Here is a 22794-nt window from a genome sequence, read left to right as displayed (position 1 = left end):
TTTTAAAACAGCAAAGCTTGCATTCTTAGCTTGCTAAGTTAAGCCGTAATTAACAAAAAAGCCTTGCCCGAACATCAGCCGGGCAAGGCTTTTTTTTCATCATTAACGATTGCGGCCAAGGCAGCCCAGGGTCAGTAGAGATTGGGCTCCATCTCCAGCTCGACACCGAAGCGCTCGAAGATATCGCGCTGGATCCGCTGAGCCAGGGCGAGCAACTGCAAGCCGGTGGCGGCACCGTAGTTGACCAGCACCAGGGATTGCAGGCGATGGACCCCGGCATCCGCCTCGCGAAAGCCCTTCCAGCCTGCCTGCTCGATCAGCCAGCCAGCGGCCAGCTTCACTTGCCCGTCCGCCAGGGGATAACCCACCACCCCCGGGTGCGACGCCTTGATCTGCGCTGCGAGCAGCGCCGACACCACCGGGTTCTTGAAGAAGCTGCCGGCATTGCCGAGCTCTGCCGGATCCGGGAGTTTTTCGCTGCGGATGCTGCAGATTGCCCGACTGACATCGCTGGCAGTCGGCTGCTCGATGCCCTGCTCGCTCAGACGCTGACGCACCGGACCGTACTCAAGGTGCAAGTGATCGACGCGATTCAGGGCAAAGCGCACCCGCAGGATCAGCCAGCGACCGGCCTGGTGCTTGAACAGGCTGTCGCGGTAGGCGAACTGGCACTGCGCCAGATCGAAATCCCGCAGCTCGCCGGTCTGCCGGTCCAGGGCGGTCAGGCCGGCGAACACGTCCTTGATCTCCACCCCGTAGGCACCGATGTTCTGCATCGGCGCGGCGCCGACGGTACCGGGGATCAGGCTGAGGTTTTCCAGGCCCGAGAGCCCCTGCTCCAGGGTCCACTGGACAAAGGGGTGCCAGGTTTCCCCGGCCTCGGCTTCCACCACCACGCGCTGCCCGTCATCGCTGAGCAGACGAATGCCACGGCTGGCCATGCGCAACACCAGCGCCTGGATATCCGCCGTCAACAGCAGGTTGCTGCCACCGCCAATCACCAGCAGCGGTAATTGCCGGTCGGCGCAATAGGCCAGCGCCTCACGCACCTCATCATCGCTATGGGCCTGGGCGAACAGCTGCGCCTTGACCTCGACACCAAAGCTGTTGAACGGCTTGAGGGAAACCTGGGATTGAATGTGCAGGGTCATAACCGCCCCTTCAATTCGACCACCAACCGGTCACACGCCTGCTCGATCAGATCCAGCACCTGCTCGAAGCCCTGTTCGCCGTCGTAATACGGGTCCGGCACTTCATCCAGCGCCGACTCATAGCGGCGCAGGAACAGGTCCAGCTCAGCCTTGCCCCGGGCCGGTTGCAAGGCCTTGAGGTTGCGCAGGTTGCTCTGGTCCATGGCGAAGATCAGGTCATATTGCGCAAAATCAGCGCTGCCGACCTGCTGCGCCCGTTGTGCCGAGAGGTCGTAGCCTCGCTGCAAGGCTGCGCGCTGGCTGCGCTGGTCCGGCGCCTTGCCGATATGCCAGTCGCTGGTGCCAGCGGACGCCACCTGCACCTGGTCGTCCAGGCCGGCCTCACGCAGCTTGCTGCGCAATACGCCTTCGGCAGTGGGCGAGCGGCAGATATTGCCCAGGCAAACGAACAGAACCTGCATCAGGCCTCCAACAGGCGCCGGACGCGCTCGAGGTCTTCGGCGGTATCGACGCCGGTGGGCGGCGCTTCCAGGGCGTCGGCAACGTGGATCCGTACGCCATGCCACAGGGCACGCAGTTGCTCCAGGGATTCGGTGTTTTCCAGCCAGCACGGCCCCCAGCTGACAAAGTCATGGAGGAAACCGACGCGATAGGCATAGATGCCGATGTGCCGACGATAAGGCACGCCAGCCGGCAACTGGTCGCGGTCCTTGGCGAAGGCATCCCGCGCCCAGGGCAAGGTGGCACGGCTGAAGGTCAGCGCCAGGCCGTTGAGGTCGCTGACCACCTTGACCACGTTCGGATTGAACAGGGTCTGTGCATCCTCGATCGGCTCGGCCAGGGTGGCCATGCGCGCTTCGGTATGGGCCGCCAGATTGGCCGCCACCTGGTCGATCACCGACGGCGGAATCAACGGCTCGTCGCCTTGCACGTTGACCACGATCGCGTCCGCGGCCAGGCCCAGCTTGGCAGCCACTTCCGCCAGCCGGTCGGTGCCGGAGTTGTGGTCCTCCCGGGTCAGCAGCGCTTCGGCGCCAAAGCCCTGGCAGGCGTCGACGATGCGCTGGTCATCGGTGGCCACCACCACCCGCTCGGCGCTGCTCTTGCAGGCCTGCTCCCAGACCCACTGGATCATCGGCTTGCCGGCGATCAGTTGCAGCGGCTTGCCCGGCAAGCGGGTGGAGGCAAAGCGCGCGGGAATGACAACAGTAAAGGCGCAGGTCATTTATCCAGGCGCTCTTCGCTGGTCAGGGTGCGCGCCTCGCTCTCCAGCATCACCGGGATGCCGTCGCGAATCGGGTAGGCCAGGCCTGCACCCTTGCTGATCAGTTCGGTCTTGTCGGCACTGAGTTTGAGAGGACCTTTGCAGATCGGGCAAGCAAGGATGTCGAGCAGTTTGGTGTCCATGAGAATTCCCTGGATAAAAGCGATTAAGGCAACAGACGATCAGGCAGCAGGCGCATCAACTGGGTATCGAACCAGGCGATGAAGGCCGGCGATGGCACCGCATCGACCGCCAGGTACCACCAGTCGGCCGCTGCGAAGGCGCGGCATTTGACCGCGTCCTTCTCGGTCATGACCAGCGGCAATGGCGGGGTGAAGGCCAAGGCTTGCGCACTGTACTGGGCGTGATCGGCAAATGCATGGGGGACAGGCCGCCAGTGTAGCGTTTCAAGGGTGTTGAAGAAACGCTGAGGGTTGCCAATACCGGCCACTGCGTGCACTGCCTGGCCCGCAGCGAAATGGTTCACCGGCCGGCGCTCGCCGCTTTGCAGATTGACCAGCGCCGAGGGCTTGAGGTGAAAGGCGAAACCATCGGTGCGATCTTCCACGGCGCCGTTGTAGAGCAGTGCATCGACACTTTGCAGGCGCTCCAGCGGCTCGCGCAGGGGGCCGGCCGGCAGGCAGCGGCGATTGCCCAGGCCGCGGGCGGCGTCGATCAGCACCAGTTCCAGGTCACGAGCCAGGCGGTAATGCTGCAGGCCGTCATCGGAGAGAATCAGGTCCAGCGCTTCACTGGCCAGCAAGGCTTGCACCGCGCGGCTACGATCCGGATCGATCATCAGCGGCACGCCACAGCGCTGGACAATCAGCAGCGGCTCGTCACCGGCGATTTCGGCGCCATCCTCGGGCCCCACCCGCCAGGGCAATTGCGGCGGCTTGGCGCCGTAGCCACGGCTGACCACACCGACCCGCAGGCCGAGGCGCTGGCAGTGCTCCACCAGCCAGAGGATCAATGGAGTCTTGCCCGTACCGCCGACCGTAATGTTGCCCACCACGATCAAGGGCACCGGAGGCTGGTAGATCCCGCCTTCGCCGGCCAGGAAACGCTGGCGCTTGCCCACCACCACCCGGCGGTACAACCACTCCAGGGGCTGCAGCAGTTTCAGCGCGGGGTGGCCGTGGTACCAGGCGGCGAGCAGACGATCGGAAAGTGCCATCAGGGTGCCGGCGCCGCCTCGACGGTGGTCATGCGCAGGTGGCTGAAGCCGAGCTTGCCGGCCGCATCCATGGCAGTGATCACCGCTTGGTGTTGGGTCTTGCCGTCGGCACTGATGGACAACGGCAGGTTGGTATCTCCCCCGGACTCCTTCTGCAAGGCGTCGATCAGGGTCGCCAGGTCGTTCTTGGGCAACACCTGGTTGTTCACCGAAAACACCCCGTCGGCGCTGATGGCAACGTCCAGCTGCTTGACCTGCTGGTCTTCGGCCGGCGAGCCGCTGACGGCTTCCGGCAGATCGACCCGCAGCTGGGTTTCCCGGGTGAAGGTGGTGGTCACGACGAAAAACAGCAGCAGGATGAACACCACGTCGATCAGTGACGCGAGATTGATGTCCACGGTTTCCCGGGGCTTGCGACGGAATTTCACGCTTTGCCCTCGGCCAGGTCGACATCACGGTCGCCCTGGATCACTTCCACCAGCTTGATCGCCTCCTGTTCCATGCCCACCACCAGCTCATCGACCCGGCGTTGCAGGAAACGGTGGAAGAACACCGAGGGGATCCCCACCATCAGGCCCGCGGCCGTGGTGATCAGGGCCTTGGAGATGCCACCGGCAAGCACGGCGGCATTGGTGGTCATGCCCGAGCCCATGAACGAACTGAAGATATCGATCATGCCCAGTACCGTCCCCAGAAGCCCCAGCAACGGAGCCATCGCGGCGATGGTGCCCAGGGCGTTGAGATAGCGTTCCAGCTCATGAATGACCCGGGCCGCGGCCTCTTCGATGCATTCCTTCATGATCTCGCGGCCGTGCTTGGAATTGGCCAGGCCCGCGGCGAGAATTTCGCCCAGGGGCGAATCGGCGCGCAGCTCCTTGAGCTTTTCCTTGTTCAGCTGCTTGTCCTTGATCCAGCGCCAGACCTGGCCCAGCAGATGGGGCGGGGTGACGCGACTGGCCCGCAGGGTCCACAAACGCTCGGCGATGATGCCCACCGCCGCGATGGAACTCAGAATGATCGGCAACATCATCCAGCCGCCGGATTTGACCAATTCCCACACAGTGACAGTCCCCTCGAAAAAGTGCGCCACTCTAACATAGGGGCTGGACGCACCGAAGACCGTGATGTCGCATGTTCCCAGGCTTTAATAACTCACGGTTATTTAACGCATTGCTGGCGACTCGCGCCAGAAACGCCGCTGCGCCCGCAGGCTTTGCGGTGGTTCGAAAGCACCCAGCTGCAGTTTCAGCGCGCCCTGCTCGGCACTGTCATAAATCGCCACTCCCAACCGTTGGTAACGTGCTACCACCAGCGGATGGGGATGGCCGTAGGTATTGCCCTGCCCTCGGGAAATCAGCACCGCTGTTGGGGCCAGCCCCTGCAACAGGGCCATGGACGACGAGGTGCGACTGCCGTGATGGGGCGCTTGCAGCCACTGCGTGTGGAGCGCCAGCGGGCTGTCGAGCAAAGCCCGCTCGGCATGGGCGTCGATATCGCCGGTGAGCAGCAGGCGCTCGCCACCGGCCTCGACCTGCAACACACACGAAGCCTGGTTGCCGTCCTGGGTCGCCGCCCATTGCCACTGGGTGAAGTTGACGCCGTTCCATTGCCAACTCAACCCGGACTCGCAAGGTGCGGATTGCAGGGCCGCGGGCAACGCCTCGGGTTCGCCACTGCGCACCAGGGCCACCGGCATTCCCTGCCAGACCGCCAGGGCACCGCCGGCGTGATCGTTGTCGGCATGGCTGAGCAGCATCAGGTCCAGGCGCCTGATGCCGAGCTTGTGCAGGGTCGGCAGCACCACCCGCTCCCCCAGGTCGAAATCGGCAACTCGGGCGCCGGCGTCATACAGCATCGCGTGATCACGGGTGCGCAAGATGAATGACAACCCCTGGCCCACGTCCAGTTGCCAGACCTCCACCTCGGCATGGGGCACCTGATCCTTGGGTGGCCAGACCGCCAGCAGTAACAGCGGCCACCCCAGCACTCGCAGCGGCACCCCGTTGGGCAACAGCAACAACAGCGCCCCCAGGGTGCTGAGGAACCACGCCCAGAGCGGAATCACCGGCGCCACCCAGGCCGGCCATAACCCGGCGATCAGCCCGAGCAGGCGAAACAGCCCATCCAGCAGCCCGCCGGCCAGCCACAGCAACCCCTCGCCCACATGAGGCACTGGCAGCAACAGGCTGCCGAGCAAGGCCGGCGGCAGCACCAGCAGGCTGATCCAGGGGACCGCCAACAGATTGGCCAGGGGGCCACTGAGGCTGATGGGCAGCCCCAGGGCCAGCATCGGCGGCACCAGGCCAAGACCGATCAGCCACTGGGCCCGGGTCCAACCCTGCCACCAGCGCCAGGTACCCAGACGGCCGGAAAACGTGAAGATCAGGATCGCCACCGCCGCGAACGACAGCCAGAACCCGGGTTGCAGGCTGGCCAGGGGTTCAAGCAGCAACACCGCATTCAGTGCCAGCAACAACGGCCACCAGGCCCCCAGGTGCCGAAAGCGCAAGCGCCACAGCAATGCCAGGGCCACCATGACGCAGGCACGCTGCACCGGCACATCGAACCCGGCCAGCAGGCCATAGCCCAGTGCCCCGCCGAAGGCCAGGGCGCAGGCCCAGGGCAGCCACGGCCAACGCTCGGGCCAGCAGCCATAGTGTGCGAGCGCGGCCACCGCCAGGTAAATCAGCCCGGCCAGCAGGCTGATGTGCTGCCCGGAAATCACCATCAGGTGGACGGTGCCGGTGTCCTGCAACAACTGCCAGTCCTCCCGCGTCAGCCCTGAGCCATCGCCCATCACCAGCGCCGCCAGGCCACCGGCGCGGCCATGAGCCTCAACCCCCAGCAGACGCTGGCGCACCCCGTCACGCCAAGCCTGGCGGGCCGGCGCCAGCAAGTGCCCCGCCTTGACCGTACCGGTAGCCCCGATGCGCCGGGCCAGCAACCAGGCTTCGCGGTCGAAGCCATGGACATTCAGCAGCCCCGCCGGGCGTCGCAGCTTGACTGCCAGCCGCCAGCGCTCGCCACTGCGCACCGGCGGGCCGCCGTGCCAGGCCAGGCGAATCCGCCGGGGCAACCCCTCGCGCCGGGCCTGAGCATCGTGCAACTGGAAACGCACCACGCCCTCCCCCGGCTCGGGCAACCCACTGATCCGCCCTTCCACCCAACGCGTCTGCCCATCCAGGCGCGGCGGCAGTCGATCGTCCAGCGCCCACTGCCCGGAGGCACAGGCCCATGTGAAACCGAAGAGAAAAAATGCCACCGGATGTGTACGAAACGGCAGCAGCATCAGTGCCAGCATCGCCATCGGCAGCAACCACCAGCCAGGCGGCAGCACCGGCAGAAAACCCAGTGCCAGCAGGCCCGCGGCCAATCCCAGCATCCCTGTTCGCATCAGCCAGCCCATCCTTGGCAGTCCCTACTCTTGGCTTAGCCGAGGATGGCGGGCGCGGCTTTATCATTTGTCACAATGTCTGAATTTGCGCTGGCTAGAATCCGTTCATAATCGTCGCCTGATCAGACCGAGATGCCTTATGCCCCGGCACTTATTCAAACGTTACATGCCAGATCCGACCAGCATCCGGGAACACAAGTCCTTACGCTTTCTCGGCACCCTGTTGCATGACGCCAACCTCTGGCACCTCAATCGGCACTCGGTGGCGCGGGCCATGGCCGTCGGCCTGTTCGCCGCCTTTATCCCCATTCCGATGCAGATGCTGCTGGCCGCCGTACTGGCCATCTGGCTGCGGGGCAACATGCCCATCAGCGTCAGCCTGGTCTGGCTGACCAATCCCATCACCATGCCGCCCGTGTTCTTCTGCACCTACCAATTGGGCGCCTGGCTGATGAACGTGCCAGCCCGCAGCCTGCCGGACGAACTCACCTGGGAGTGGATCAGCAGCCAGTTGTCCACCTTGTGGCAACCCTTCCTCCTCGGCTCGGTGGTCGCCGGCCTGGTACTGGGCGCCACGGCCTACTGCCTGACCATGCTCTACTGGCGCTGGTGGGTCGGTCGCCAGTGGCGTCGCCGCAAGCAACAGCGCCGGTAGAAACGACAACGGCCTCCCGAGGGAGGCCGTTGCCATTACGCGCTAAAACCCTTCACTGACGCATGCCGCGCCCACTGACCAGCAGCCGTGCGCAACCGAAATACAGCACCACGGTCGCCACCAGCATGAAGGTGATGGCCACGCTGATCTTGATATCCGAGACCCCGAGAATGCCGAAACGGAAGGCATTGACCATGTGCAGCACCGGGTTGGCCAAAGACACCGTCTGCCAGAACGGCGGCAGCAGGTTGATCGAGTAGAACACCCCACCCAGGTAGGTCAGGGGCGTCAGCACGAAGGTCGGGATGATCGAGATATCGTCGAAATTGCGCGCGAACACCGCGTTGATGAAGCCCAGCAACGAGAAGATCGTCGCCGTCAGCACCACCACCAGCACGGTGACGCCCAGGTGATGTACCTGCAGCTTGGTGAAGAACAGCGACAGCAGGGTCACGATGATGCCCACCATCAGGCCCCGCAGGACCCCGCCCAGGGTGTAGCCGATGAGAATGGTGTGGGGCGATACCGGCGACACCATCAACTCCTCGATGGAGCGCTGGAACTTGCTGCCGAAGAAGCTCGACACCACGTTGCCGTAGGAGTTGGTGATCACCGACATCATGATCAGCCCCGGCACGATGTACTCCATATAGGTGAAGCCACCCATGTCGCCGATCTGCCGACCAATCAGGTTACCGAAGATGACGAAGTACAGGACCATGGTGATGGCTGGTGGCAGCAGGGTCTGCGGCCAGATCCGGGTGAAGCGCCGGACCTCGCGATAGACAATGGTGTTGAGCGCCACCAGGTTGGGTTTCAACTCCGAACTCATACCGCCACCTTCGACAGATTTTTCTCCACCAGGGACACGAACAGCTCCTCAAGTCGATTGGTTTTGTTGCGCAGGCTCAGGACTTCGATGTTCTGCAGGGCCAACTGGGCGAACAGCGCGGTGATCCCCACGGCCTTGTCCACCTGGACCTCCAGGGTGTGGCTGTCTACCAGCCGGGCCGGGTAGCCCACCAGTTGCGGCGCCACGCTCATGTCATTTTTCAGGTCGAGGAGAAAGGTCTCCACATGCAGCTGACCGAGCAACTGGCGCATGCTGGTGTTCTCGACAATAGTGCCGTGATCGATGATGCCGATGTTGCGGCACAGCTGTTCAGCCTCTTCCAGGTAGTGGGTGGTGAGGATGATGGTGATGCCTTTCTGGTTGAGCTCGGTGAGGAAGCTCCACATCGAACGGCGCAGCTCGATGTCGACCCCGGCAGTGGGCTCGTCGAGAATCAGCAGGCGCGGCTGATGAACCAGCGCGCGGGCAATCATCAGGCGACGCTTCATGCCCCCGGACAGGGAACGCGAAGGCTCATCGCGCTTGTCCCACAGCCCCAGCTGGGTCAGGTACATCTCGGCCCGTTCCTTGGCGATCTTCGCCGGAATGCCGTAGTAGCCGGCCTGGGTCACGACGATGTCGAAGGTCTTCTCGAACTGGTTGAAGTTGAACTCCTGCGGCACCACGCCGATGCAGCGCTTGAGCGCCGCCGGCTGACGATCCAGGTCATTGCCGAAGACATTCACGGTGCCGCTGGTCTTGTTGACCAGGGTCGAGAGGATGCCAATGGTGGTGGATTTACCGGCCCCGTTAGGGCCAAGCAGGGCGAAAAAGTCACCTTCGGCGACGTCCAGATCGATACCACTCAGGGCCTGGAAACCGTTGCCGTAGGTTTTGGTTAGCTGCCGGATGGACAGAGCGGAACTCATATCGGATTCATGCACCAAGAAGGGGGAGTTTTATAAGTAAGGGCGGCCCGGAGCGATTGCAACGACGCCGGACGCACGCCATGTTGCGTGCCGGCGCTGCGCAAGTACAGTCATGCCTATTGATAGTGGATATTAAGTCAACGCGGTCATCACCGCCTGGCGATAGGCCGGGCGCTGTTTCAAGCGCTCATACCAGGCTTGCAGATGGGGCATCGCAGGACGCTCGATAGGCATCTCGAACCAAGCGTAGATGAAACTGCCGAGGGGAATGTCGCCCACACCGATTTCCTCCCCGGACAGGTAAGGCTGTTCACCCAGAGCCTGGTCGACCCGGGCCAGCAACTCGGCACAGGTGGCCTTGGCGGCGTTGATCTGCGCCCAGTCCTGCTGCTCGGCCGGGGTGCGCAACACCCCCCAGAACAGCTGCCGGAAGGGTTCGGCAAAGGTCGAGGTGGTCCAGTCCATCCACTTCTCGGCACTGGCCCGGACATGTACGTCGGCCGGGCACCAGTGGCTATCGGCAGCGTAGCGCGCAGCCAGGTAACGCACGATGGTGTTGGATTCCCAGAGCACGAAGTCGCCGTCTTCAATCAGTGGAATGCGGCCATTGGGGTTTAGCGCCCGGTACGCCGGGGTGTCCACCACACCAAAGGCGCCGCCGGCGTCCAGGGACTCATAGGCGAGCCCCAGTTCCTGGGCGCACCAGAGTGCCTTCCTGACATTCGACGAGTTCTTGCGACCCCAGATCTTCAGCATGACCATCCCTCAGTAATGAATGCCGGGGCAGTCTACGCCTGATCAGCCGCGGCTCAAATCGTCGCGCATGTCTCCGAGCATTTGCGGCTGCTGCGGGTCGAACAGGTGCGGGTAGCATTTTTCCAGGTGGCCGAAAAACAGCGCCTGCGGCACGTCGGCAAACTGCCCGTGGTCCATCAGGTACTCCATCGATTGCTCGCCCTGGCGATTGAACGGCTGGAAAACGCTGTCCTCCAGGCCGTCGAAATCCAGGGGCGCGACGTCGAACATTTCACACAATTGCCGGTTGAACGCCGGCGTGGCCTTGACCCAACGCCCCTGCAGATAGAACTCGGTGTAACCGTGCATGGCGAACACATCGCTGCGCAGCAACTCCAGCAGCTTGGGGGTGGACAGGTGATTGCGCACATCGGCCAGGCCGATGCGCGCCGGTATCCCGCAATGCCGGGCGCAGCCGGCGAGCAAGGTGGCCTTGGGCACGCAATAGCTCTCGCCGGTGGCCAGGGCATGGCTGCCACACAAGGTCTGGGGATCACGGCTGAAGCTGTAGAAGTTGTAGCGCACCGCCTCGCGCACCGCGTAATAGAGGCTGACGGCTTGCTGTCGAGGATCGCGGCTGGCACCGCGATGAGTTTCGGCGAACTCCACCACCGCCGGGTGGTCACTATCGATGAAGCGACTGGGACGCAGGTACTCGTGCATGGACATGACCTCCGAGAGGAAGCCTGAGTCTATCGAGGCGTGCACCCCAGTGATAACGACGTATCGGCCAAAGATCATGGCCCCGACGATCAACCGGGCCCGGCCCGCAAGACACAAACTCACGCTGCACCCGCACCGCCCTGCTCACCCGCGCCGTCGAAGGCCGACTACGCTCTGAGGGTGATTTCACCCCTGGTTTCACGGAGGATTGAATATGCTGTTGTTGTGGATACTGGTTCTGGTGCTCGCAGTGGCCTACCTGGCCCACCGCCGTACCGCCCCCCTGCCCGCCCTCGGCGTGGTCGCCGTCTACCTCTTGGCCATGGGCGCCTTCAGCCGTGCTCCCGGCTGGTTGCTGCTGGTTTTCTGGGTGCTGCTGGCCGCAGTCGCCGCGCCCTTGCTGCTGCCTGACCTGCGACGCAAATACTTCAGTGCACCGTTGTTCAACTGGTTCCAGAAAGTCCTGCCGCCGATGTCGCAAACCGAACGCGATGCCATCGACGCTGGCACGGTCTGGTGGGATGGCGAGCTGTTCAGCGGCCGCCCGGACTGGAACACCCTGCTGGCCTACCCCAAGGCCCAGTTGACCGATGAGGAGCAGGCCTTCATCGACGGCCCCACCGAAGAGCTGTGCGCCATGGTCAGCGACTGGCAGATCGGCCAGCACATGGACCTGCCGGCCGAAGCCTGGGCCCACATCAAGGAGCACGGTTTCTTTGCCCTGATCATTCCCAAGGAGTACGGCGGCAAGGGTTTCTCGGCCTACGCCCACTCCCAGGTGGCGATGAAACTGGCCACCCGCAGCGGCGACCTGGCGTCCACCGTGATGGTGCCCAACTCCCTGGGCCCGGCCGAACTGCTGCTGCACTACGGCACCGACGAGCAGCGCAACCACTACCTGCCGCGCCTGGCTCGTGGCGACGACATCCCCTGCTTCGCCCTCACCGGTCCGCTGGCGGGCTCCGATGCTGGGGCCATGCCCGACACCGGGATCATCTGCAAAGGCCAATGGCAGGGTGAAGAAACCCTCGGCCTGCGCCTGAATTGGGAGAAGCGCTACATCACCCTGGGCCCGGTGGCCACCCTGCTGGGCCTGGCCTTCAAGGCCCATGACCCGGACCACCTGCTGGGCGACCAGGACGACCTGGGCATCAGCCTGGCGCTGATCCCTACCGACACCCCCGGGGTCGAGATCGGACGTCGCCACCTGCCCCTGGGCGCGGCCTTCATGAACGGCCCGAACTCCGGCAAGGACGTGTTCATTCCCCTGGACTTCCTCATCGGTGGCCAGGAAATGCTCGGCAAGGGTTGGATGATGCTGATGAACTGCCTGTCGGTGGGGCGTTCGATCTCCTTGCCCGCAGTCGGCACCGGCGCCGCCAAATTCACCAGCCTGGTGACCGGCCAGTACGCCCAGGTGCGGGAGCAGTTCAACGTGCCCCTGGCCGCCTTCGAGGGCATCCAGGAAGCCCTGGCCCGCCTCGGTGGCAACGCCTGGTTGATGGACAGCGCACGCATGCTCACCGCCAACGCCGTGGACCTGGGAGAGAAACCCTCGGTGCTCTCGGCGATCCTCAAGTACCACCTCACCGAGCGCGGCCGCGAGTGCATCAGCCACGCCATGGACGTGCACGGCGGCAAGGGCATCATCATGGGCCCCAACAACTACCTGGGCCGCAGTTGGCAGGGAGCGCCGATCTTCATCACCGTGGAGGGCGCCAACATCCTCTCGCGCAACCTGATGATCTTCGGCCAGGGGGCAATCCGCTGCCATCCGTTCGTGCTCAAGGAAATGGCCCTGGCTGGCCGCGAAGACCATGACCAGGCGCTGAAGGAGTTCGACGCCCTGCTGCTCAACCACATCGGCTTTGCCGTGAGCAATGCCGCCAGCACCCTGGTGCTGAACCTGGGCTTCGGCCACTTCGAGTCCACCCCGGGGGACAAGCTCAGCCAAGGCTATTTCCGTGCGCTGAACCGTCAGGCTGCGGCCTTCGCCCTGCTGGCGGACTTCTCGATGATGCTCCTGGGGGGCGAACTGAAACGCCGCGAACGCCTTTCCGCCCGCCTGGGGGATGTGCTCAGCCACCTGTACCTGGCCTCGGCGGCGCTCAAGCGCTACCACGACCTGGACTCCCCGGAATACCTGCGCCCCCTGCTGGCCTGGGCCATGGAGGAAAGCCTCGGGCATTCCGAACGGGCTCTGGACGAGCTGCTCAGCAACTTCCCCAACCGCGTGTTCGGTTGCCTGCTACGGGTGCTGGTGTTCCCCTTCGGCCGTCGCCACACCGGGCCATCAGACCAGCTGGACGCCGAGGTGGCAGCCATCATCGGCCGTGCCCAGGGTGATCCGGCCCTGGAAGCGGTGCTTGCCGGTTGCTACCGCCCGCAATCCAAGGACGACCCAGTGGGCGCCCTGCAGCACGCCAGCGACCTGCTGAGCGCCGTGCATCCGTTGCAGAAGAAGCTCCACGAGGCGCTGAAAAGCGGCCAGGTGAAACCGGCTGCCGGCCAATCGGCCATCGACGCGGCGCTGGAGGCCGGGGTGCTGCAGGCCGCCGAGGCCCAGAGTCTGCACGAGGCCGAAGCGGCGCGGCGCAAGGTCATCGATGTCGATGATTTCGCCAAAGAGCAACTGACCCTGAGTGAGGGCAAGACCCGCTAGGCGGGCTCCCTCGCGGCAGGTCGATTATGAAACCGGGCGCAGGAGCTATATACTCCCGCGCCCGTTTTTGTTCTTGAGGACCCTGTCATGTCCAACATCGTCGCCGATCATCTCGTCCTGCTGGACCACCTGCGCAGCATCCTGGTGGCGGTGGGAGAAGCCGAACAGGTTCCCGAAGAAAGCCACGCGCTGTTCCTGGAGCGCTTCGATGAACTGCGCGCCTCGCTGCCGATCGATCCGATCGAAAGCCAGTACCTGGGCCAGGACCTGCTGTGCCAGACCATGCAGCGCTACCCGCAGATCGCCCATCTGGTGCCCCGCGACCTGCTGTGGTTCTTCGCCGGCGACTGCCTGCACTACATGCCCGATGAAGAAATCGACTTGTTCCAGGCCCTGGAAGAGCGTCGCTTCGAAGCCGAGCAGAATGACGAACCCTTCGACTGGAACCAGGAAAAGCAGCTGCTGGCGCTCTCCGCCCAGGACAGCAAGCACTGATCACTGCTCCTGACGCAGCCAGGGCCCGCACGGTTTGACCGGCGGGCCTTTTTTGTAGCCGCGACAAACCAGATCACCCTTCCCCCCCCGTGGCAGCCGGCTTGCCGGCGAAGAGGCCCTTGGGCCTCGCATCGCCCTCAGAGTTACCTTCGCTGGCAAGCCAGCGCCTACAAGATGCGTTCTCCTTTGCCCGGGCGGTTCAGGGTCGGCTCCCTGGCCAGGCACTCCACCAGATAATCGATGAAGACCCGCAACTTGGGCGGCAGGTAGCGGGTCGGTGAATGCAGGAGCCAGGCGCCACCGTGGTAGGAGGCCAGGAAGGTCCACTCCGGCAGCACCTGGACCACCAGCCCCTGCTCCAGGGCGTGGCGCGCGGTGAAGTACGGCAGGCTGCCAATGCCCAGGTGCTGCAGCACCGCATCCAGGCGCACCCCAGTGTGGTTGGCGGCGTAACGCCCGCGCACGCCGACGGTCACCGCCTTGCCGCCCTGGGTGAATTTCCAGCGGGCATCACTGGGGGTTTCTCCCAGGTAAATGCAACTGTGCTGGCGCAGGTCCTGGGGGTGCAGCGGCGTGCCATGTTGCGCCAGGTACTGCGGGGTGGCACACAGCATGTGATCGATGCGCAGCAGCTGGCGGCCAACCAACCCCGGAGGCGGACGATCGGTGATGCGGATCGCCAGGTCGACATTGTCTTCGATCAGGTCGATGTCCCGGTCTTCATGCAGCAGTTCGACATCCACCTTCGGGTAGCGCCGCAGGAACTCCGGCATATGGGGATGCACCACGAATCGCCCCACCGCCTTGGGCACACTGACCCGCACCACACCCTCGGCCTCGTGGGTGAACTGACCGCTGATCTCCATGACCGAACGGGCCGCACTGACCATCTCGCTGCAGCGCTTGAAGACCTCTTCGCCGCCGTCGCTCAAACGCAACTTGCGCGTGGTGCGTTGCAGCAGACGCGTGGCCAGGGCCTTCTCCAGCCGCGAGATGCTGCGGCTCACCGCCGACGGCGAGGAACCCAGCTGGCGTGCGGCCTCGGAGAAGCTGCCGGTCTCCACGACCCTGACGAAGATGGCCATTTCTGCCAGTAAAGGCAGGGGGAGATTTATGCTCATGACGCAATAGTCCATTGAGTTTTGAATGGATTATCACGCAATTACTCAAGCCCCATAATAAAAAAACACTTGGATTCAGGGTTTGAGAAATGACGCTTCGCCTGTACTTCGAACATGACCTGTTGACGGCCCCGGTAGAACTGCTGAGCTGCGCGCCCCAGGACGATCTGTTTGCCGCGACCCTGCTGGCCACGCCCTTTCATCCCCAGGGTGGCGGCCAACCCAGCGACACCGGCTGGATTGGCGAGGCCCGCGTGCTGCGGGTCACCCAGGAAGGCGAACAGATCGTGCATTACCTGAGCCAACCGCTGACGCCGGGAAGCCATGAGGCTCGTGTCGATGAAGAGCAGCGCCTGTTCAACAGCCGCATGCACTCCGCCGGACACTTGATTGGCCACTTCGTGCAAAGCCAGGGCTGGATACCCGTCAAGGCTCATCACTGGCCGGACGAGGGACGGGTGTCGTTCAAGCCCGGCGAACAACCTGGGGAAATCGACTGCGCCAGGGTGCAGAACGCCCTCGCACAATGGATCAGCGAGGATTTCCCCCGGCACATCTCCCTGGAGGCCGGGTCGCGCCAGATCAGCTTCGGCCAGTTGCCCGCCTACGGTTGCGGTGGCACCCACGTCCAGCACCTGCAACAGCTTGGGCGGGTGATCATCGACGCAGTCTCGGAAAAGAAAGGCACCCTCTCGGTCAGCTACAGCCTCGACTGAGCCTGCCCGTCCTCATCTACCTTCCTGCCTTGCGGAGTCCGCATGCTGTCCAATTATCTTGGCGAGTTTCTTGCCCTGGCCGTTGTTCACTTTCTTGCCGTGGTCGCCCCCGGACCGGACTTCGCCGTCACCATCCGCCAGAGCGTAGGCTTCGGTCGCATGACCGGTGTCTGCACCGCCCTGGGGATCGGCGCCGGCATTTCGGTACACGTGCTTTACACCCTGCTCGGGGTCGGTGCCCTGATGCACGCTACGCCCTGGCTGCTGAGCGCGGCCAAGCTGCTGGGCGGCGCCTACATTCTGTATCTGGGCATCAGCCTGTTGCGCAGCAAGGCCAAGACCAGCCTCCCTGGCGACACAGCGCCGGACGAGCCGCAGCAGACTTTGCTGCGGGCCTTTATCACCGGCTTCCTGACCAACGCCACCAACCCCAAGGCGACCCTGTTTTTCCTGGCGATCTTCACCACCCTGGTCAGCGCCACCACACCGCTGAGCATTCAGGCGCTGTATGGCGCCTGGATGTGCCTGGTGAACGCCCTGTGGTTCGTCATCGTCGCGCTGTTCTTTTCCAGCGCCCGGGTGCGCCAGTTGTTCATGCGCCTGGGGCACTGGTTCGAACGCTGCATGGGGCTGATTCTGGTGCTATTCGCCGGACGCCTGCTGCTGTCACTGTGAGCGACCCACGACAAAGGCCCGCACAGTCTGACTGGCGGGCCTTTTTAATGCATGGCAGGACGAAACCCTGAATCGCAGACAAACAAAAACGCCGCTCAATGAGCGGCGTTCTTGTGAATTTGGAGCGGGAAACGAGACTCGAACTCGCGACCCCGACCTTGGCAAGGTCGTGCTCTACCAACTGAGCTATTCCCGCAAATGGCGTCCCCTAGGGGACTCGAACCCCTGTTACCGCCGTGAAAGGGCGGTGTCCTAGGCCACTAGACGAAGGGGACACGCTACCCGGAACACATGGTGTGTGTTTCGGTGCCCAGAGCCGAATCCGAAGACGTTGGTTCTGGTTTCACTCAGCCCTGCCCGAAAGCAGCGCTGTTTAAAATTGGAGCGGGAAACGAGACTCGAACTCGCGACCCCGACCTTGGCAAGGTCGTGCTCTACCAACTGAGCTATTCCCGCAAATGGCGTCCCCTAGGGGACTCGAACCCCTGTTACCGCCGTGAAAGGGCGGTGTCCTAGGCCACTAGACGAAGGGGACACACTACCCGGAACACATGGTGTGTGTTTCGGTGCCCAGAGCCGAATCCGAAGACGCTGGTTCTGGTTTCACTCAGCCCTGCCCGAAAGCAACGCTGTTTAAAATTGGAGCGGGAAACGAGACTCGAACTCGCGACCCCGACCTTGGCAAGGTCGTGCTCTACCAACTGAGCTATTCCCGCATTGGCGTCCCCTAGGGGACTCGAACCCCTGTTACCGCCGTGAAAGGGCGGTGTCCTAGGCCACTAGACGAAGGGGACACGCTACAACATTCACTTCCTTCAACGTTTCGCTGTTTGCTTTCCGTTGAAAGTGGCGCGCATTCTATGGATGCTTTGGGGGGCCGTCAAGCCCCAGATATAATTTTATTTAAATCAATGACTTCGGGGTGGTTTGAGGCCCAGTTCGGGCTTTTCTGCCGTCCGCGCTTTGACGCCTATATTCTGGCACTCGACAAGGCGTTATAGTCCTCCGCAGCCGGTGATGGCAATTTGAACCCTGGGTTCTCCCCAAGCGTTTGCCACCTCTATAAACAGCACAACCGATACCCGGCTCGTCGAGCGGCGCTATGCGTCCAAATGCCAAGCCACTACACTCGCACGCGAATCCTATAACGAGGTTTTAACGGTGACACCACTCATGATCACCCTGCTGGTAATAGCCGGGATCGCACTCTTGATCGCCATTGGCTACATGAACCATGTGGTGGAAAACAACAAGCTGGAGAAGGCCCGCACCAAGGTCGAACTCAATGATCGCCTGCGTCGCTGCGGCGAAATCACCGAAACCTTTCCCGGCCAGTTCATGTCGCCGGGGCTCAAGTTGCTGCTGACCCGCCTGGAACTCAACGTCGTCCAGCGCATGCTCAACCTCGACAAGTCCGACAACGCCCTCAAGGCACGCCAGGCCGAACTCAATGCCCTGGTCGGTCAGGGTGAATCGATCCCGGTCAACAATCCGCCATCGCCGATCCAGACCGAAGCCAAGGCCAAGGATGTGCGCTTTCTATTGGAAGCCATGCACGGCCAGGTAACCCGCGCGGCTCATGACGGTTTCCTGCAACCCAATGAAGCCAAGCGCTGGATCAAGGAAATCCGCCATATCCTGGTGCTGCTGCACATCGAGTTCTTCAACAACCTGGGGCAATACGCCCTGCAGCAGAACCAACCGGGGCAGGCGCGCCTGGCCTTCGAACGTGGTGTGCAGTACCTGCGCAAGCAACCGGACCCGGCAGTCTACAAGGAGCAGTTGGAGTACCTGGACAAACTCCTGGCGCGGGCCAATGCCATGGTGCTCTCGACCCTGGAACCGGCACCGGACGAAGACAACCAGCTGACCCAGGGCCTGAAGACCGTGGAAGCCGACGCCGACTGGAAAAAGAAAGCCATCTACGACTGACAGCAAAAACCCTTGCCCGGCACACCCGGGCAAGGGTTTTAAAGCGCTGCGCCCTCCTCGCCGCTACAAGCGGAAATGCCCCACCATCCCCTTCAGTTCCACGCCCAACTGCGCCAGCTCGATGCTCGACGCGGCGTTGCCCTGCATGGCCAGGGACGACTGATCGGCACTGGCGCGAATGCTGGTGACACTGCGGTTGATCTCTTCGGCCACCGAGCTTTGCTGCTCGGCTGCGGCTGCGATCTGCTGATTCATCTGCTGGATCAGCGACACCGCCGCGGCGATGCTGCCCAGGGCGCTCTCGGTCTGCAGGGCATCGCTGACTGCCAGCTTCACCAGCTCGCCACTGCTCTGGATCTGTTGCACTGAGGAATCGGCGGCAACATGCAAAGCGGCCACCAGGCGGGCGATCTCCTCGGTGGATTGCTGAGTGCGCTTGGCCAGGGCCCGCACCTCATCGGCCACCACGGCGAATCCCCGCCCCTGCTCCCCTGCCCTGGCAGCTTCGATGGCGGCATTCAAGGCCAGCAGGTTGGTCTGCTCGGCGACGCTCTTGATCACATCCAGCACGCTGCCGATATTGTCGATCTCGGCGCTCAAGCTCTCGATACCGCTGCTGGCACGGGTGGCGGAATCCGCCAATTGCTCGATGCGCTGCATGCTCTGGCGCACCACCTGCTGGCCGCTCTCGACCTTGTCGTCTGCCGCCTGGGCGGCCTGGGCCGCTTCCTCGGCGTTGCGCGCCACGTCGTGCACCGTAGCGGTCATCTGGTTCATCGCGGTAGCGACCTGCTCGGTTTCCTCCTTCTGGCTGCTGACCTCGAGATTGGTCTGCTCGGTCACCGTGGACAGCGACTGGGCCGACGTGGCCAGTTGCTCGATTCCGCTTTGCAAGCCGCTGACGATATTGCCCAGGCCTCGGCTCATCTGCTGCATGGCCAGCATCAATTGGCCGATTTCGTCCCGCCGGGTCACCGTCACCGTCGCGCTCAAGTCGCCTGCGGCAATCTGCTGGGCCACCTGCATCACGCTGCGCAGGGGGCGGACGATCAACCGGGTAATGCTCAGGGCCGCCAGCAACCCCACCAGCAAGGCCAGGGCCGAGGAGCCGATGATCAGCAAGGTGTTCTTCTTCAGCTCGCCCTGCATGGCCCCGTCTTCAGCCGCGTAGGCCTGGTCGACCCGGCCCATGACCTGGGCCGCGCGCTCACGCAACTGCTGATAGACCTGCTTCTCCTGGGCCAGCAGGCCGGTGTATTCGTTGAGCTTCTCACTGAAATTGCCGATATGCCCCGACACCTCATTGAGCACCGTCTGGTAGCCCGCGTCCTTGATCACCGCCTTCAACTGCTCAGCCTGGGTCATGGCCTGCTCGGCCTGTTCGATCTTGCCCTGCTCGGCTGCCTCCTGGTCGTCGCCCTTGCGGTTCTGGTCCAGGCGCACCCGGGCTTCGTTCATGGCCTGCAACATCAGGCGCGAAACCTGGCTGATCTGATTGGCCTGCTCGATGAACTCGGCGCCCTCCTTGCCCTGGGTGTCCTTGAGCGTGTAGGCACCGTCATCCGCCAGGCCGGCCTGCAACACATCAAGGTTGTTGGCCACGCTGGACACTGACCAACTGGCCATTTCCAGGGCCAGCTCCTTGGCCTGGGTCAGTTCGACGAACTGATCGAAAGCCTTGCGATAATCCGCCAGGGCCTGCTCGACATCAGGCATGACCAACTGATTGGCCGACGACTGCGCCTTGAGCTGCTCGGCCAGGGCCAGCAGGCCGTCCAGGCTCTCATGCAGGCTGTCCACGCTTTTGCCGTCGCCGTGGAGGGCGTAGTCCTGCTCCAGCAGGCGCACCTTGAGCACGCCACTGTTGAGCTGCGACATCTGCTTGAGGCCGTCGAAACGCTGGCTGATGGTTTGCAGCGACCAGACGCCAATAGCGGCCACCAGGGCCGTCAAGAGCAACACCAGGGCAAAGCCGATGCCCAGTTTTTTCGCCATGCCCAGGTTGGCAAAACGTCCACTCGCGGCCGTAGTCATGGTGCGCAGTCCCCTTCCAATCCCCAATGGCGACAGGGCCATTTTGTCTTGGCAAAGGGTCGCAACGGCGCGCACCGACGCACAAGTCTCTGGCGTCGGAATAATGGCAAAAAGCTACGCCGAAGTCGTTTTCAGGACGCTGGAGGTCGATTCCATCCTGTCGCGGCGTTACCTGCCACCCTGGGCACCGGCCTCAGATGGCGGTGGCGCCACCGTCGACCGCCAGCGCCTGGCCGGTGGTGAAGGCCGCACCATCGCTGCACAGGTAGAGTACGGCACTGGCGATTTCCTCGACCTTGCCGATGCGCCCCACCGGGTGCATGGCTGCGGCGAACTCGGCTTTCTTCGGGTCCGCCTCGTAGGCACGACGGAACATGTCGGTGTCGATCACCGCCGGGCACACCGCATTCACACGAATCTTCTTCTTGGCGTACTCGATGGCCGCCGACTTGGTCAGGCCGATCACCGCATGCTTGGACGCCGCATAGATGCTCATCTTCGGCGCTGCGCCCAGGCCCGCCACCGAGGCTGTGTTGACGATCGCACCGCCGCCCTGGGCCAGCAGCAGCGGCAACTGGTGCTTCATGCACAACCAGACACCCTTGACGTTGACCCCCATGATCGCGTCGAACTCGTCCAGCGTCCCCTCGGCCAGACGGCCTTTCTCGATCTCGATCCCGGCGTTGTTGAAGGCATAGTCCAGACGCCCGTAGGCTTCCAGGGTCCGGGCCATGAGCTGCTGCACCTCAGCTTCCAGGGTGACATTGCACGGCACGAACAGGGCCTCGCCCCCGGCCGCACGAATCAGTGCCACAGTGCCTTCGCCTCCGGCCACATCCAGGTCCGCCACCACCACCTTCAAGCCCTGCGCGGCAAACGCTTGGGCCGTAGCGCGACCAATACCATTGGCGGCACCCGTCACCAGGGCCACCTGGCCGGAAAAAGTCATGCTCATCGATCAACTCCTTGAACAACCACAGGTCGGATAGTCGCGCATCTAGCCACAGCCCTCCGGAACCGCGGCAGCACTATCAAGGGCCCGGTTGGGGGCTCATGCATCGCAGTGATGACAACAGCCGGCGCTTCATCACGCCACTTGATCGATGCCCATTCGCTGAGTCGGCACAGCTTGCGACATGGCCTCGCAAAGTCTATCAACTAGCTCTCCCCCCAACACCCTCGAGGGCCTGCCATGACCACCCAGACCAATCGCCAGTTCCTGCTCGCCAAGCGCCCGGTCGGCGCCGCGACCCGCGACACCTTCACCTACCAGCAGGTTGCAGTCGGCGCCCCCGGCCCGGGCCAGGTCCTGGTGAAGAACCACTACCTGTCCCTGGATCCGGCCATGCGCGGCTGGATGAATGAAGGCAAGTCCTACATCCCGCCGGTAGCCATTGGCGAGGTCATGCGCGCACTGGGGGTGGGCCAGGTGATTGCCTCCAGCACCCCGCAGTTCACCGTCGGTGATTACGTCAATGGCGCCCTGGGCGTACAGGACTACTTTCTCGGCGAGCCCCGGGGCTTCTACAAGGTCGATCCGGCGCTTGCACCGCTGCCGCGCTACCTGTCCGCCCTGGGAATGACCGGCATGACCGCCTACTTTGCCCTGCTGGACGTGGGTGCGCCCAAGGCTGGCGACACCGTGGTGCTGTCCGGCGCCGCCGGGGCGGTGGGCAGCATCGCCGGGCAGATTGCCAAGCTCAAGGGCTGCCGGGTAGTGGGCATCGCCGGCGGCCAGGACAAGTGCCGCTTTCTCATCGACGAACTGGGGTTTGACGGTGCCATCGACTACAAGAGCGAAGATGTCCACGCCGGCCTCAAACGCGAATGCCCGAAAGGCGTTGATGTGTATTTCGACAATGTCGGCGGCGACATCCTCGATGCAGTGCTCAGCCGCCTGAACCTCAAGGCGCGGGTGGTGATCTGCGGCGCCATCAGCCAGTACAACAACAAGGAAGCGGTCAAGGGCCCGGCCAACTACTTGTCGCTGCTGGTCAACCGTGCGCGCATGGAAGGTTTTGTGGTGATGGATTATGCCGCGCAGTTCGCCAGCGCCGGGCAGGAAATGGCCGGCTGGATGGCCAAGGGGCAGCTCAAGAGCAAGGAGGACATCGTCGAGGGACTGGAGACGTTCCCGGAGACATTGATGAAACTGTTCAGCGGCGAGAACTTCGGCAAGCTGGTGCTCAAAGTCTGACGGGGGGACAGCCCCGCTGCGGGGGCTGATCTGGATCCTGGCACCGGCGGCCTGCCGACCGGGCGCCGCCTGCAGCGGGACCCGGTCGGGGCGAACCGCAGG

Annotated in this window: 22 protein-coding genes, 6 tRNA genes and 1 pseudogene; 7 read left to right on the top strand and 22 right to left on the bottom strand. The window is 63.4% G+C overall.

Features of this window, described 5'->3' with window-relative positions; genetic code table 11:
- Nucleotides 1–131: 131 nt before the first annotated feature.
- The 8 genes from murB to U873_RS0113085 all read right to left on the bottom strand — a co-directional run bounded on the left by murB (nucleotide 132) and on the right by U873_RS0113085 (nucleotide 6986).
- Nucleotides 132–1151: a UDP-N-acetylmuramate dehydrogenase gene (murB, locus tag U873_RS0113120; RefSeq protein WP_025128690.1), complete on the bottom strand. Its 1020-nt coding sequence runs from the start codon at nucleotides 1149–1151 to the stop codon at nucleotides 132–134.
- Complete coding sequence (locus U873_RS0113115; protein WP_025128689.1) at nucleotides 1148–1612, bottom strand: low molecular weight protein-tyrosine-phosphatase; 465 nt, start codon at nucleotides 1610–1612, stop codon at nucleotides 1148–1150. Before U873_RS0113115 ends, murB begins: the two co-directional genes overlap by 4 nt.
- The gene (gene kdsB / locus U873_RS0113110; protein ID WP_025128688.1) at nucleotides 1612–2376 is read right to left on the bottom strand and encodes a 3-deoxy-manno-octulosonate cytidylyltransferase; all 765 of its coding nucleotides are present in this window, start codon (nucleotides 2374–2376) and stop codon (nucleotides 1612–1614) included. The genes U873_RS0113115 and kdsB overlap by 1 nt, the downstream gene beginning before the upstream one ends.
- Nucleotides 2373–2558, bottom strand: a complete 186-nt coding sequence (locus U873_RS0113105; protein WP_025128687.1) for a Trm112 family protein — start codon at nucleotides 2556–2558, stop codon at nucleotides 2373–2375. Before U873_RS0113105 ends, kdsB begins: the two co-directional genes overlap by 4 nt.
- Nucleotides 2559–2581: 23 nt before the next feature.
- Nucleotides 2582–3592 carry a tetraacyldisaccharide 4'-kinase gene (gene lpxK, locus U873_RS0113100; protein WP_025128686.1) on the bottom strand — a complete coding sequence of 337 codons (1011 nt, stop codon included), beginning with the start codon at nucleotides 3590–3592 and terminating at the stop codon, nucleotides 2582–2584.
- The gene (locus tag U873_RS0113095; protein WP_025128685.1) at nucleotides 3592–4020 is read right to left on the bottom strand and encodes a biopolymer transporter ExbD; all 429 of its coding nucleotides are present in this window, start codon (nucleotides 4018–4020) and stop codon (nucleotides 3592–3594) included. Before U873_RS0113095 ends, lpxK begins: the two co-directional genes overlap by 1 nt.
- Nucleotides 4017–4652 carry a MotA/TolQ/ExbB proton channel family protein gene (locus U873_RS0113090; RefSeq protein WP_025128684.1) on the bottom strand — a complete coding sequence of 212 codons (636 nt, stop codon included), beginning with the start codon at nucleotides 4650–4652 and terminating at the stop codon, nucleotides 4017–4019. The genes U873_RS0113095 and U873_RS0113090 overlap by 4 nt, the downstream gene beginning before the upstream one ends.
- 102 nt (nucleotides 4653–4754) lie before the next feature.
- On the bottom strand, nucleotides 4755–6986 hold the full coding sequence (locus U873_RS0113085; protein ID WP_025128683.1) for a DNA internalization-related competence protein ComEC/Rec2: 2232 nt from the start codon (nucleotides 6984–6986) through the stop codon (nucleotides 4755–4757).
- A 139-nt stretch (nucleotides 6987–7125) separates the two neighbouring features.
- On the opposite strand from U873_RS0113085, the gene U873_RS0113080 reads away from it, so the two are divergent.
- Nucleotides 7126–7641 carry a DUF2062 domain-containing protein gene (locus U873_RS0113080; RefSeq protein WP_025128682.1) on the top strand — a complete coding sequence of 172 codons (516 nt, stop codon included), beginning with the start codon at nucleotides 7126–7128 and terminating at the stop codon, nucleotides 7639–7641.
- A 52-nt stretch (nucleotides 7642–7693) separates the two neighbouring features.
- On the opposite strand, the gene U873_RS0113075 is transcribed toward U873_RS0113080, so the two are convergent.
- The 4 genes from U873_RS0113075 to U873_RS0113060 all read right to left on the bottom strand — a co-directional run bounded on the left by U873_RS0113075 (nucleotide 7694) and on the right by U873_RS0113060 (nucleotide 10860).
- A complete protein-coding gene (locus U873_RS0113075) occupies nucleotides 7694–8473 on the bottom strand; it encodes an ABC transporter permease (RefSeq protein WP_025128681.1) in 780 nt (259 codons plus the stop codon).
- Nucleotides 8470–9402 (bottom strand): ABC transporter ATP-binding protein, encoded by a 933-nt coding sequence (locus U873_RS0113070; protein ID WP_025128680.1) that lies wholly within the window; start codon nucleotides 9400–9402, stop codon nucleotides 8470–8472. The genes U873_RS0113075 and U873_RS0113070 overlap by 4 nt, the downstream gene beginning before the upstream one ends.
- 132 nt (nucleotides 9403–9534) lie before the next feature.
- Nucleotides 9535–10158 carry a glutathione S-transferase gene (locus tag U873_RS0113065; RefSeq protein WP_025128679.1) on the bottom strand — a complete coding sequence of 208 codons (624 nt, stop codon included), beginning with the start codon at nucleotides 10156–10158 and terminating at the stop codon, nucleotides 9535–9537.
- Nucleotides 10159–10200: 42 nt separating this feature from the next.
- Entirely contained in the window at nucleotides 10201–10860 is a 660-nt protein-coding gene (locus tag U873_RS0113060) for a transglutaminase family protein (RefSeq protein WP_025128678.1), read from the bottom strand.
- Between the two features lie 214 nt (nucleotides 10861–11074).
- On the opposite strand from U873_RS0113060, the gene U873_RS0113055 reads away from it, so the two are divergent.
- Both U873_RS0113055 and U873_RS0113050 read left to right on the top strand, forming a co-directional pair.
- Nucleotides 11075–13522, top strand: a complete 2448-nt coding sequence (locus U873_RS0113055; protein WP_025128677.1) for an acyl-CoA dehydrogenase — start codon at nucleotides 11075–11077, stop codon at nucleotides 13520–13522.
- A gap of 87 nt (nucleotides 13523–13609) precedes the next feature.
- Complete coding sequence (locus U873_RS0113050) at nucleotides 13610–14017, top strand: PA2817 family protein (RefSeq protein ID WP_025128676.1); 408 nt, start codon at nucleotides 13610–13612, stop codon at nucleotides 14015–14017.
- A 167-nt stretch (nucleotides 14018–14184) separates the two neighbouring features.
- Here the strand turns inward: U873_RS0113050 and U873_RS0113045 are convergent, their stop codons facing one another.
- Nucleotides 14185–15138, bottom strand: a complete 954-nt coding sequence (locus U873_RS0113045) for a LysR family transcriptional regulator (RefSeq protein ID WP_025128675.1) — start codon at nucleotides 15136–15138, stop codon at nucleotides 14185–14187.
- Nucleotides 15139–15227: 89 nt separating this feature from the next.
- Between U873_RS0113045 and U873_RS0113040 the strand changes: the two genes are divergently transcribed.
- Both U873_RS0113040 and U873_RS0113035 read left to right on the top strand, forming a co-directional pair.
- Nucleotides 15228–15854: an alanyl-tRNA synthetase gene (locus U873_RS0113040; protein ID WP_025128674.1), complete on the top strand. Its 627-nt coding sequence runs from the start codon at nucleotides 15228–15230 to the stop codon at nucleotides 15852–15854.
- 42 nt (nucleotides 15855–15896) lie between these two features.
- The gene (locus tag U873_RS0113035) at nucleotides 15897–16529 is read left to right on the top strand and encodes a LysE family translocator (RefSeq protein WP_025128673.1); all 633 of its coding nucleotides are present in this window, start codon (nucleotides 15897–15899) and stop codon (nucleotides 16527–16529) included.
- 120 nt (nucleotides 16530–16649) lie between these two features.
- On the opposite strand, the gene U873_RS0113030 is transcribed toward U873_RS0113035, so the two are convergent.
- From U873_RS0113030 to U873_RS0113005, 6 genes are all read right to left on the bottom strand, one after another.
- Nucleotides 16650–16725, bottom strand: a tRNA-Gly gene (locus tag U873_RS0113030).
- 3 nt (nucleotides 16726–16728) lie between these two features.
- Nucleotides 16729–16804: transfer RNA gene (locus U873_RS0113025), tRNA-Glu, on the bottom strand.
- Nucleotides 16805–16909: 105 nt separating this feature from the next.
- Nucleotides 16910–16985: transfer RNA gene (locus tag U873_RS0113020), tRNA-Gly, on the bottom strand.
- 3 nt (nucleotides 16986–16988) lie between these two features.
- Nucleotides 16989–17064 (bottom strand) — tRNA-Glu (locus tag U873_RS0113015).
- Between the two features lie 105 nt (nucleotides 17065–17169).
- Nucleotides 17170–17245, bottom strand: a tRNA-Gly gene (locus U873_RS0113010).
- A 2-nt stretch (nucleotides 17246–17247) separates the two neighbouring features.
- Nucleotides 17248–17323: transfer RNA gene (locus U873_RS0113005), tRNA-Glu, on the bottom strand.
- Between the two features lie 379 nt (nucleotides 17324–17702).
- On the opposite strand from U873_RS0113005, the gene U873_RS0113000 reads away from it, so the two are divergent.
- Complete coding sequence (locus U873_RS0113000; protein ID WP_029978377.1) at nucleotides 17703–18461, top strand: hypothetical protein; 759 nt, start codon at nucleotides 17703–17705, stop codon at nucleotides 18459–18461.
- A gap of 63 nt (nucleotides 18462–18524) precedes the next feature.
- On the opposite strand, the gene U873_RS37565 is transcribed toward U873_RS0113000, so the two are convergent.
- The 3 genes and pseudogenes from U873_RS37565 to U873_RS0112990 form a co-directional block, all read right to left on the bottom strand.
- Complete coding sequence (locus U873_RS37565; protein ID WP_371261309.1) at nucleotides 18525–19229, bottom strand: methyl-accepting chemotaxis protein; 705 nt, start codon at nucleotides 19227–19229, stop codon at nucleotides 18525–18527.
- Nucleotides 19230–19433: 204 nt separating this feature from the next.
- Nucleotides 19434–19487: pseudogene (locus U873_RS37560) on the bottom strand (hypothetical protein); the annotation flags it as partial.
- Between the two features lie 1201 nt (nucleotides 19488–20688).
- On the bottom strand, nucleotides 20689–21450 hold the full coding sequence (locus U873_RS0112990; RefSeq protein ID WP_025128670.1) for an SDR family oxidoreductase: 762 nt from the start codon (nucleotides 21448–21450) through the stop codon (nucleotides 20689–20691).
- A 237-nt stretch (nucleotides 21451–21687) separates the two neighbouring features.
- Here U873_RS0112990 and U873_RS0112985 point away from each other — a divergent pair, with 237 nt between their 5' ends.
- Nucleotides 21688–22692: an NADP-dependent oxidoreductase gene (locus U873_RS0112985; protein ID WP_025128669.1), complete on the top strand. Its 1005-nt coding sequence runs from the start codon at nucleotides 21688–21690 to the stop codon at nucleotides 22690–22692.
- Nucleotides 22693–22794 lie beyond the last annotated feature (102 nt).

The organism is Pseudomonas sp. PH1b (assembly GCF_000633395.1).
GTDB lineage: Bacteria > Pseudomonadota > Gammaproteobacteria > Pseudomonadales > Pseudomonadaceae > Aquipseudomonas.
This window is presented reverse-complemented; position numbering and strand designations above follow the sequence as displayed.